Genomic DNA, 8,289 nt, shown 5'->3' on the forward strand with positions numbered 1-8,289 from the left:
CCCCCTGCCCCACCGGCTCCGGAACCGCCGGCACCGCCGCCGCCTTCCAACGCCGCGCCGCGCGCGGTCGGAATTGGCGAGATGGCATGCTCGAGCCCGCAACCGGTCTATCCGCGCCAGTCGCAGCGTATGGGCGAGACCGGAACCACGGTGGTCCGACTCAATTTCGACGATACCGGCAAGGTCATCAAGGCCGTGGTCTCGAAGACCAGTGGTTCGGATCGCCTGGACGAGGCTGCAGTCACTGCCGCCAAGGCCATTCGCTGCAAGCCCTATATGGAAAACGGCCGCGCCCTGGCCGCGACCGCGCAGCAACCGATCAAATTCGAGCTGAACTGACTACCCCGGATCTTTCCGATACATTTAAACACTGACACTTTCAGGAACCACCATGCAGGACCTCGGACTCTCCCACCTCTGGTCGCAAGGCGATTTCGTCATGCGCGCGACCGCCATCATTCTGCTGATCATGTCGCTGCTGTCGTGGATCGTGATTCTCACCAAGGCGTGGGATCTGGTTCGCCTCAAGAAAATGGCACACGGCGCTGAAAAGCGTTTCTGGCACTCGGACGACTTCGACCACGCGCTCGACACGCTCGGCTCCAGCGATGCCAACCCGTTCCGCACGCTGGCCGTCACCGGCAAGGAAGCCGCCCAGCACCACCGCGCCAGCCAGCCGCAGCTGCATGACGCGCTGGACATCTCGGACTGGCTGACGCGCTCGCTCAAGAGCGCGATCGACGAAGCCGTTTCCCGCATGCAATCGGGCCTGGCCGTGTTGGCATCGGTGGGCTCGACCGCACCGTTCGTCGGCCTGTTCGGCACCGTGTGGGGCATCTATCACGCACTGATCGGCATTGGCGCCTCGGGCGTGCCGACCATCGACAAGGTGGCTGGCCCGGTGGGCGAGGCACTGATCATGACCGCCTTCGGCCTGGCCGTCGCGATCCCGGCCGTGCTGGGCTACAACGCCCTGAGCCGCGGCAACAAGGGCGTGATCAACAAGCTGAACCGCTTTGCCCATGACCTGCACGCCTACTTCGTGACCGGCGCGCGCGTGCGCCCGACCTCCGCCAACCGCGCAGCCGACGACTCGTCGATGCGCCTGGCAGTCAAGAACTAAGCGCCGCTTTCTGGCGCCTGAAGGAAAAGCATCATGGCATTCGGCACGCTCGAAGGAGACGATGACGAGGTGATGAGCGAGATCAACATGACGCCGCTGGTAGACGTCATGCTGGTGCTGCTGATCATCTTCATCATCACGATTCCCGTCATCAATCACGCGGTCAAGATCGACTTGCCGCGCGCGACCAACCAGCCCAACGACACCAAGCCGCAAAGCATCAACGTCTCGGTGGATGCGCAAGGCAAGGTGTTCTGGAACCAGCAAGAGGTCGACCAGCCACAGCTGGAGCAACGCATTGCGGAAGCCGCCCAACAGGAGCCGCAGCCTGAGCTGCACCTGCGTGCGGACCGCGATGTCCGCTACGAGCGCGTGGCCGAGGTCATGGCCGCCGCGCAGCACGGCGGCCTGGGCAAGATCGGTTTCATTACCGAACCCAAGCATTGATCCTGCATCCGAGCGATGCCAGGAACCAGGAAGGGCACCCATGCGGTGCCCTTTTTTATTGTCCGGCGAATCTGCTCCAGCTCCTCGGCATCGCTTCAGACATGTACATATCTGTGCGAAATCAAATGTAGATGTAACTTCATGCGATGACGCTTGTAATGATAACGGTTCTCATTTAAGATCCTTTCCACTGTGATCCGCAACGCTGGATCTTTCGATTGCATCGCATATTTCAAGCTACTTCGCGAGCTACCTCGTGAATTACCTCGAACTACTTCGAACGGAGAAGACCATGAGCACCCTGAGCCTGCCGCTGTCGCAACCGCGTGAAGTCACGCGCCGCCGCCTGTCCCTGCGCCGCGTGGAGGTTGCCCCGCAGGCCCGCCGCGAGTCGTCGGCTTCGTCGGCGCCTGCCTCGGCCCTGGAATCCGTCAAGTCGGTGGTCGCTGCCCTGCCCGCCCGCCTTGAAGCGCTGATGCGCCAAACCCCGGCCGATGACAGCAAGACCCCGGCCGTGCCGCTGGAAGCCATCATGCAAGGCGCCACGACCCTGCCGATCCTGCATAACGGCGACGTGTACACGCTGCGCGTGACGCGCTATGGCAAGCTGATCCTGACCAAGTGAGAGCACACTGACCCGGTCAGACCTGTAAAGACTTTTGTGGGGACCACCCTCTACGGGTGTTAGGCAGTAGCCAGACGATCGGATTCAACCATGCGGCAAGCACCTTGAACGTGCCTGCCTTACTGGCCGATGCCAGCCATGCCATTTTTTATTCAGCCCCGCAGGCGTTGCGCCTGCGGGGCTTTCTACTTTCTCTGCGCGTCGCGAAACACGCGGACGATCAGATACCCAGCGCGGCGATGCCGGCGCGTGCGATCTGCACATCTTCGGTCGACTTCACGCCCGACACGCCCACCGCGCCTACTACCTGGTTGTTCACGACGATAGGCACGCCACCTTCGAGCATGCCGTGCAGCACCGGCGCCGTCATGAACGAATAGCGGCCGTTGTTGATCATGTCTTCGTAAATCTTGGACTCGCGGCGGCCCAGCGAAGCGGTGCGCGCCTTTTCCGTGGCGATGTAGGCCGAGATCGGGGCCACGCCATCCAGGCGCTGCATGCCGAGCGGATGACCACCGTCATCAACGACAACAATCGTGACGGCCCAGTTGTTTGCCTTGGCTTCTGCCTCGGCAGCCACCAGCACCTGCTTCACGTCATCTGCCGTCAGTACGGTTTTTTGCTGCATACCTCTCTCCATCGGTTCAGGGTTGAGGTCGTAGTATATCGCCCCACACGTGCCTGAAATGGCGAGCCAGGACCTCAGCGAAGTTCAAGGTGCTTAACGTTCGCGAGGCTTGACGACTCAAAGCAAAGCAAAAGGCCCGCACTACGGCGGGCCTTCTCCATGATGGCAACCAGTCGAAATCCCAGGGGATCAGGCCCCATCCGAAAAGGAGTCGCGACGGTCGTTGACGCGCGCGCCATCCGAGTAGACATCACGCGAATCCGTGACGCGAGCACCGTCGGTGTAGACGTCGCGCGAATCCGTCACGCGTGCCCCGTCGGTGTAGACGTCACGCGAATCCGTGACACGTTGGCCGCCACTATAGATATCGGATTTGACCGGAGCCGCGAAAGCCGATGCAGACAGCGCCCCGAGTGCACCCAATGCGGCGATGGCCGCGATGCGTTGTTTCAAAGTCATGTGAATCCCCTTATTGTGTTTGACGACGGGCGCCGCGCTCCTCAGGCAATGGATATCGTGGGAGGCGATGCTGTGAGAGCGACGTCACACTAGGCAGTTTAGGGGGAAACCCTAGGTTGGAAATCCAGTTTGGTTCATCGGTCAGATCAAAAACTTTGAGCGACGATTTGTTTGGGGAACCAACACACGCAATCTTCAACCATCGTTTTGCGGAAAAAGCATTACCGTAGGCACGCAAACCCGCACATAGAAAAAGAAAAAGCCCCAATAAGGGGCTTTTCCTGACAATTACCTTTCAACGACCTTCAGGCCTGCGAAACTTTAACGATGACCGTGTCCGTGCCCATGACCATACCCTCGGTCATACCCGCGGCCGTAGTAACCATGCCCGCGCCAACCCGGACCGTAGTAGTAACCCGGACCACCCCCGTAGTAACGCGGCGCGCCGTAGTACACGGGGGCCGGACGCACCACCACTGGCGGCGGACCATAGTAGACCGGAGCAGGTGCCACCACCACCGGAGGCGGCGGCGCATAGTAGGCCGGTGCAGGCGGATAGTAGGCGGGACCACCCACCACCACACCTGGCACGCCGATCGCCACGTCGACGTTCACACGCGCCATAGCGGCGCCCGACACCAGCGCGGCGGCTACACCGAATGCTGCGAACAACCAACGTTTCATGATCGTGCCTCTTGCAGTTAGGAAGAATCCTGATGCTTGCTATTGTACGAGGTCGCGAATTTCCAGGTGAAACGGAGGTATCGACATTGTTACCGGCGGTAACAGAGGGATCACATATGGCGCGAACCATTCGGCTTGCGTCTGGCGGGCGTAACCACCACAATACCGGGCTTGCCGTGCGGCCGTGGAGAAATTGGTAGACTCAGCAGACTTAAAATCTGCCGCCTTTCCGGGCTTACGGGTTCGAGTCCCGTCGGCCGCACCAGCAAACTTTCTTCGCCTCCCTGCCCTGCCGCCCTGGCAAGTTACACCAGGATCGCGCAGAGCGCCGCGCCCAACACCATCAGGAACACAAACAGCACACCTGCCAGGGCCAGCGGCTTGCGGCCGGCGCGCAGCAGGTCGCCAATGCGGGTGTGCAGGCCGATGGCGAGCATTGCGCAAGCCAGCATCCAGTTGTCGAGTGCGATCAGCGCAGGCTTCCATTCCGACGGCACCATGGCAGCCGAGTTCAGCGCCATCACCGCCACGAAACCCACGGCAAACCACGGCACCGAACGCAGCAGGCTACGCAGGTTACGCGAGCCGCCCGCTTCTTGCGACCAGCTGGTGCGCGGCCACAGCGCCATGACCAGCAGCAGCGGACCCAGCGCCAGCACACGCACCATCTTGGCCACCACGGCGGCATCGGCAGTGGCATCGCTGACCATCTTGCCCGATGCGATGACCTGGGCCACCTCATGCAGCGTGGCGCCAGTAAAGATACCGAATGCCCGCTCGCTCACGGCCAGATGCCAGTGCTGCGTCGCAAGCTCATAGATCCACGGATACAACAGCATCCCGACCGTGCCGAACAGCACCACAGTGGCCACGGCAACAGCCGTCTGCCGATCGTCGGTGCGCACCACCGATGACACGGCGATGGCCGCCGCCGCACCACATACCGCGCTGCCTGCGCTGACCAGGATGGCCTCGCGACGGCTCAGGCCGAAGAACGATGAGCCCACCCAGGTACCGAACAGCAGCGTGGCCACCAGCATCGCCAGCGGCACCACCACCCCACCAACACCCAGTGCGGCAATCGCGCCGAACGTGAGGCGCAAGCCATACAGCGCCACGCCGAGCCGGAGCATGTGGTGGCGTGCCACCTGCATGCCGGGGGCCAGCGGGGTCAGCCAGTGCTTTGGCATGGTGTTGGCCGCAATCATGCCGGCAAACATCGCCAGCGTTAGCGCAGACAAGCCGTATTTGGAGATCGCCGGGTGATCGGCCAGGACCTGCGCCAGCCACGCAATGGCTCCGAGCGGAATCAGCGTCAGAATGCGCTTACGCCACAAATTCAGCGCCGAGGGGGCAATCGCAACTGGAATGGAGGTGGAAGCAGGTGTCGTGGACATGGCAGCGACTGTGTTTTGATCGATGCCTTGAAGCGTACGCACCAGCCGATAACCAGTAAAACGGGTAATATCGTTATGCCTAATCGCATATATCGATAGATCATGGACCAGCGTCCGCTTCGCCTGACCTTGCGCCAGTTGCAGGTATTCGTATCCATTGCCCAGCATGGCAGCACCATTGCTGCAGCCGACTCCCTGGCCATGTCCCAATCGGCGGTCAGCGCATCGCTGGCCGAACTCGAGCGCGCGTTGAACGGCGCACTGTTCGACCGGGTGGCGCGGCGCCTGGCGATCAATGAGGCGGGCCGCCAGTTTTTCCCAAGGGCCCTGTCGCTGCTGGACCAGGCCCATGAACTTGAACGCTTTGCCTCCGAAGGTGGCGTGGAATTGCGCATCGCCGCAAGTAACACGATTGGCAGCTATATCCTGCCCGCGCTACTGGCTGGTTTCCGCAATGCGCAGAGCGGGCCCTGCAATCTTGACCTGCGGATCGGCAATACACAGGACGTGTTGCACGCCCTGATGAAGTTCGAGGTCGATATCGGACTGATCGAAGGCACCAGCCATGAGCGCGATTTGCGCAGCATGCACTGGTGCGACGATGAAATGGTGGTGATCGTTGGCCCCGCCCATCCGCTGGCAAAGGCCGCGGACCGTCCCGAAACACTGCATGAGATGCTGCGCGATGCGGACTGGATCGTCCGTGAACCGGGATCCGGCACGCGCGAAATCATCGAAGCACGTCTGGTACCGGAACTCGGCGGGCTGCGTTTCGCGCTGGAACTGGGCAACGCCGAAGCCATCAAGCGCGCGGTAATGAGTGGGTTCGGCGTCAGTTGCCTGTCATTGCATGTCGTACGCGACGAGATCGAGCGCGGGCTGCTGGTGGTTCTGCGTACCGGCCTGCCGCGCGTGATTCGTCCGCTGCAACTGGTCGTCCATCAGGACAAGTTTCCGACGCAGGGACTGCTTGCGTTCACCGAATACCTGCGTGGTGCCGCCCCAAGCTGCAGACCTGAGTGACAGCGCCACAAGTGCAGAGCGTCATGCCGGTTGCGGATCCCCCTGCCCTTCACCATCGGCGCGTGCCGTGTAGCGATCGAGCAGGTGGAACAGCACGGGATTAAGCAGGATCGATAGCAGCGCGCCGGCCAGGATCAGTGCCTGTCCACGTTCGGGCAAGATCTTCAGGTAGACCCCGAGGCTGGCCAGGATGAATGAGAACTCGCCGATCTGCGCCAGGCTGACCGCAATGGTGAGGCCGATGCGGTTGTTATGACCGAATACGCGCACGATGCCCAGCGCCGCGACCGACTTGCCGACCACGATGATCAGCAATGTCGCCAGCACACCCCATGGATCATTCACCAGCACCATCGGATCGAACAGCATGCCGACCGACACAAAGAACAGCACGGCAAACGCGTCGCGCAGCGGCAGCGATTCCTCGGCCGCGCGGTGGCTGAACTCGGATTCCGCAAGCACCATGCCGGCGAAGAAAGCGCCCAGCGCGAACGAAACCCCGAAAAGTGAATAGGCGCCGAACGCCACGCCCAGCGCCGTAGCCAGCACACCAAGACGGAACAGTTCGCGGCTACCGGTCCAGACGATGCGCTCAAGCATCCACGGAATAAAGCGGCGCCCGACCACCAGCATTACCGCGACGAACGCGATTACCTTGCCCAGCGTCGCAAAGATCTCGATCAACACGTCCATGGTCGCCGGCTTGGTCGCCTCGGCACCCTCTCCACCGCCAAGCAGTCCCGCCATGGCCGGCAGCAACACCAGCGTCAGCACCATGGCAAGGTCTTCCACGATCAGCCAGCCCACGGCAATGCGCCCCTGCGGCGATTCGATCAGGTCGCGCTCCTGCAGCGCGCGCAGCAGTACCACGGTACTGGCCACCGACAGTGCCAGGCCATAGACCAGCCCCTGCCCCCAATGCCAGTCGAAGCCCCACGCCACCAGCATGCCCAGTGCCGTGGCAATGCCGATCTGCACGATCGCGCCTGGAATCGCGATCTTCTTCACGGCCATCAGGTCCTTGATCGAGAAATGCAGCCCGACACCGAACATCAGCAGGATCACCCCAAGTTCCGCCAGTTCCGGCGCCAGTGCCTGGTCTGCGGTATAGCCAGGCGTGTGCGGACCCACCACGATACCGGCACACAGGTAGCCAATCAGCGGCGGCAACTTGAACTTGTTGGCGATCGCACCCAGGATGAACGCCAGCACGATACCGCCGACGATTGTGCTGATGAGCGGGGTGGCGTGCTGCATGCGTCAGGGGTTCCTTTCCGGTTGTCTCGATGATCGTGGTCACCACCATTACGCCCACGCGCCATCCTGCCGGAACGCCGCGCATGGGCACGTCGCCTGGGAAGGGATGCAAGGAACGGTTGCTGGTGGTACGGGAAGTGCGGCCGCGGACCGCAGGCGCACGATGAATCGCGACACGCCACGGCAAGGGGAATGCATCGGAATACGACTACGCGAGGTGGCTTGCCACGCCAGGCGCCGTCCCGAATGCGTACGGCATGACGTAATGTAACACGCGAGGCACGCGGTTCAGTCTGAGATAAATCGCAAAATCTTCGCGCTTATCGATGCGCGGTATCGATGCGAGGTATCGATGCGAAGTGATGGATGAAACCGATCTGGAAAAACAAACGGCGCCCTATTGGGCGCCGTTTGCTTGCAACTGGAGGCGGAGGTCGGAATCGAACCGGCGTACACGGCTTTGCAGGCCGCTGCATAACCACTCTGCCACCCCGCCAGGTGACGATGCTGGATTGTATCCGGATTCGTCGCTGGCGTCGTGCCGACCACCTTGCAACGGGAAACAACCGCTAATGATGCCAATACTGCTAAAGAAAAAGGGAAGCGCTGCTTCCCTTTGGGATTTGGAGCGGGAGACGAGTCTCGA

Annotated in this window: 10 protein-coding genes and 3 tRNA genes (1 of these 13 only partly in view); 6 read left to right on the forward strand and 7 right to left on the reverse strand. The window is 61.7% G+C overall.

The genetic code is table 11. The annotated features are described in order from the left end of the window. The 4 genes from ACO550_RS29460 to ACO550_RS29475 form a co-directional block, all read left to right on the forward strand. The coding region (locus ACO550_RS29460) for an energy transducer TonB (protein ID WP_485995052.1) at positions 1–339 on the forward strand (339 nt) is incomplete at its 5' end. A 52-nt stretch (positions 340–391) separates the two neighbouring features. Further along, a complete protein-coding gene (locus tag ACO550_RS29465) occupies positions 392–1,123 on the forward strand; it encodes a MotA/TolQ/ExbB proton channel family protein (RefSeq protein WP_315598826.1) in 732 nt (243 codons plus the stop codon). A gap of 33 nt (positions 1,124–1,156) precedes the next feature. Next, positions 1,157–1,570 carry a biopolymer transporter ExbD gene (locus tag ACO550_RS29470; protein ID WP_315598827.1) on the forward strand — a complete coding sequence of 138 codons (414 nt, stop codon included), beginning with the start codon at positions 1,157–1,159 and terminating at the stop codon, positions 1,568–1,570. A gap of 292 nt (positions 1,571–1,862) precedes the next feature. Then, positions 1,863–2,195, forward strand: a complete 333-nt coding sequence (locus tag ACO550_RS29475; RefSeq protein WP_315598828.1) for a hemin uptake protein HemP — start codon at positions 1,863–1,865, stop codon at positions 2,193–2,195. 220 nt (positions 2,196–2,415) lie between these two features. Here the strand turns inward: ACO550_RS29475 and ACO550_RS29480 are convergent, their stop codons facing one another. From ACO550_RS29480 to ACO550_RS29490, 3 genes are all read right to left on the reverse strand, one after another. After that, positions 2,416–2,823 (reverse strand): heme-binding protein, encoded by a 408-nt coding sequence (locus tag ACO550_RS29480; protein WP_315598829.1) that lies wholly within the window; start codon positions 2,821–2,823, stop codon positions 2,416–2,418. A 189-nt stretch (positions 2,824–3,012) separates the two neighbouring features. Continuing rightward, positions 3,013–3,282 carry a hypothetical protein gene (locus ACO550_RS29485; protein ID WP_315598830.1) on the reverse strand — a complete coding sequence of 90 codons (270 nt, stop codon included), beginning with the start codon at positions 3,280–3,282 and terminating at the stop codon, positions 3,013–3,015. 321 nt (positions 3,283–3,603) lie between these two features. After that, positions 3,604–3,966: a hypothetical protein gene (locus ACO550_RS29490; RefSeq protein ID WP_315598831.1), complete on the reverse strand. Its 363-nt coding sequence runs from the start codon at positions 3,964–3,966 to the stop codon at positions 3,604–3,606. Positions 3,967–4,144: 178 nt separating this feature from the next. On the opposite strand from ACO550_RS29490, the gene ACO550_RS29495 reads away from it, so the two are divergent. Next, positions 4,145–4,231 (forward strand) — tRNA-Leu (locus tag ACO550_RS29495). Between the two features lie 40 nt (positions 4,232–4,271). Here ACO550_RS29495 and ACO550_RS29500 read toward each other — a convergent pair. Further along, a complete protein-coding gene (locus ACO550_RS29500; protein ID WP_315598832.1) occupies positions 4,272–5,363 on the reverse strand; it encodes a putative sulfate exporter family transporter in 1,092 nt (363 codons plus the stop codon). A 102-nt stretch (positions 5,364–5,465) separates the two neighbouring features. On the opposite strand from ACO550_RS29500, the gene ACO550_RS29505 reads away from it, so the two are divergent. Next, positions 5,466–6,386 carry a LysR family transcriptional regulator gene (locus ACO550_RS29505; RefSeq protein WP_315598833.1) on the forward strand — a complete coding sequence of 307 codons (921 nt, stop codon included), beginning with the start codon at positions 5,466–5,468 and terminating at the stop codon, positions 6,384–6,386. Positions 6,387–6,407: 21 nt separating this feature from the next. On the opposite strand, the gene ACO550_RS29510 is transcribed toward ACO550_RS29505, so the two are convergent. The 3 genes from ACO550_RS29510 to ACO550_RS29520 form a co-directional block, all read right to left on the reverse strand. Next, the gene (locus ACO550_RS29510) at positions 6,408–7,643 is read right to left on the reverse strand and encodes a cation:proton antiporter domain-containing protein (protein ID WP_315598834.1); all 1,236 of its coding nucleotides are present in this window, start codon (positions 7,641–7,643) and stop codon (positions 6,408–6,410) included. A 422-nt stretch (positions 7,644–8,065) separates the two neighbouring features. After that, positions 8,066–8,139 (reverse strand) — tRNA-Cys (locus ACO550_RS29515). Positions 8,140–8,267: 128 nt separating this feature from the next. Further along, a tRNA-Gly gene (locus tag ACO550_RS29520) sits at positions 8,268–8,289 on the reverse strand; it runs 154 nt beyond the window's last position.

This window comes from Cupriavidus sp. (assembly GCF_057315035.1).

Bases quoted from the DNA above. Each gene is read 5' to 3' on its own strand.
- ACO550_RS29465 (WP_315598826.1), top strand. From the start codon at position 392: ATGCAGGACCTCGGACTCTCCCACCTCTGGTCGCAAGGCGATTTCGTC.
- ACO550_RS29470 (WP_315598827.1), top strand. From the start codon at position 1,157: ATGGCATTCGGCACGCTCGAAGGAGACGATGACGAGGTGATGAGCGAG.
- ACO550_RS29475 (WP_315598828.1), top strand. From the start codon at position 1,863: ATGAGCACCCTGAGCCTGCCGCTGTCGCAACCGCGTGAAGTCACGCGC.
- ACO550_RS29480 (WP_315598829.1), bottom strand. From the start codon at position 2,823: ATGCAGCAAAAAACCGTACTGACGGCAGATGACGTGAAGCAGGTGCTG.
- ACO550_RS29485 (WP_315598830.1), bottom strand. From the start codon at position 3,282: ATGACTTTGAAACAACGCATCGCGGCCATCGCCGCATTGGGTGCACTC.
- ACO550_RS29490 (WP_315598831.1), bottom strand. From the start codon at position 3,966: ATGAAACGTTGGTTGTTCGCAGCATTCGGTGTAGCCGCCGCGCTGGTG.
- ACO550_RS29500 (WP_315598832.1), bottom strand. From the start codon at position 5,363: ATGTCCACGACACCTGCTTCCACCTCCATTCCAGTTGCGATTGCCCCC.
- ACO550_RS29505 (WP_315598833.1), top strand. From the start codon at position 5,466: ATGGACCAGCGTCCGCTTCGCCTGACCTTGCGCCAGTTGCAGGTATTC.
- ACO550_RS29510 (WP_315598834.1), bottom strand. From the start codon at position 7,643: ATGCAGCACGCCACCCCGCTCATCAGCACAATCGTCGGCGGTATCGTG.